The sequence below is a fragment of the Myxococcus virescens genome, assembly GCF_900101905.1.
Taxonomy (GTDB): domain Bacteria; phylum Myxococcota; class Myxococcia; order Myxococcales; family Myxococcaceae; genus Myxococcus; species Myxococcus virescens.
In genome coordinates this window covers 1-1113 of the sequence record NZ_FNAJ01000055.1, presented here as the reverse complement: position 1 = coordinate 1113, position 1113 = coordinate 1, and the positions used below count along the sequence as shown (strand labels likewise).

Genomic DNA, 1113 nt, shown 5'->3' with positions numbered 1-1113 from the left:
TCGCTCGCTGGTAGGGGTGCGCAGCTCCAGGCTGGCGGCGAACGTGTAGAGCATCGCGCTCGTCTCCCGGTGGCTGGAGCCGCGCGGGAGGAAGATGTCCAGCTGCGGCTGAGGCGTGCCGTATCGGTTCTTGCTGAGGCTCAGATTCACCGTGGCGTTCTGGGGCTCGGTTGCCGTCGTCTGGCCAAGGCGAGGGGGCTTGGGGGTGGTCTTCATGGTGTGCGTTCCTTTGGGGTTGGCGAGGCGTTTTGTCGCCCGTCGCGAAAGGAATACACGCTCTGTTGTGCGGGCGTATCAAGTCCTCTCTGGCGCTGTGGCGTTGTATGTTTCATTGAATGGGCGGCAGGGAGGCAGGTTGCGCCGCCCGCATGCCCATGTCAGCGGAGGGCGCTGTGCAGGACTTGCAGTCCGCGCTCTGCCTCTTCATGAGTCGGCCAAGGTCCACCGACGCCGAGCAGCACCAGATAGATGCGGCCTCTATTGCCGTCGTCGAGGACCTCTGATTCGACGAGCCAATGCTCCTGCGCCGGGGTGCGCAGCTCCACCTGGGCGGCAAGAAGCAGGAGGGCCGCGTTGCGCTGGCGTGCGGAGGTGCCCTGGGGAAATGTGACTTCGACTTCCGGCTGCAATTCGCAGCCGCTGCTGTGAAGGGTCAGCTTCACCTCTACGCGAGCCCCTGCGAGCGCCTTGCGAAGTGCCACCAACACGAGGGCGTCGGTGGCTTGTTCCTTTGTCGCCATGGCAATCCTCACTCGTTCTCGTTCGGAGCGAAGTGCCTGGCGGCCTCGGTGGCGCACATGGCCGTGAGTTCGTTGTACAGCGCGCGAGTGACGAGGCGCGTGCGGCTCGGCAGGCCCGCGTCGCGCCAGGCCTTGTCCAGGGCCTTGATTGCCTCGTCGTCGAAGGAGAGGGGGATGACGCGCTTGCCGTCCTCGCGCACCTTCACCTCGCGCTCGGGGCGGGGGCCTACGTTGATTCGTCCAGCCTCCGCCTCCCGAATCTTCCACTGGAGGTAGGCGACGTTGCTGCTGCCCGTCGGACGCCCGACGACTTCGCGGTACTTCTCCTGCAACTGCTGCAGCGACATGCCGGCGAAGCGCCCGCGCTGGCGAG

The 1113-nt window shown here is 65.9% G+C and carries 1 protein-coding gene and 2 pseudogenes; all 3 read right to left on the bottom strand.

All coding sequences use genetic code 11. The features are described from left to right. Positions 1–216: pseudogene (locus BLU09_RS38035) on the bottom strand (hypothetical protein); the annotation flags it as partial. A gap of 161 nt (positions 217–377) precedes the next feature. Beyond that, complete coding sequence (locus BLU09_RS38030) at positions 378–740, bottom strand: hypothetical protein (protein WP_090496022.1); 363 nt, start codon at positions 738–740, stop codon at positions 378–380. Between the two features lie 8 nt (positions 741–748). Further along, a pseudogene (locus tag BLU09_RS38025) lies at positions 749–1113 on the bottom strand (DUF2924 domain-containing protein); the annotation flags it as partial.

Excerpts from the sequence above, each read along its gene's own strand:
- BLU09_RS38030 (WP_090496022.1), bottom strand. The coding sequence starts at position 740 with ATGGCGACAAAGGAACAAGCCACCGACGCCCTCGTGTTGGTGGCACTT.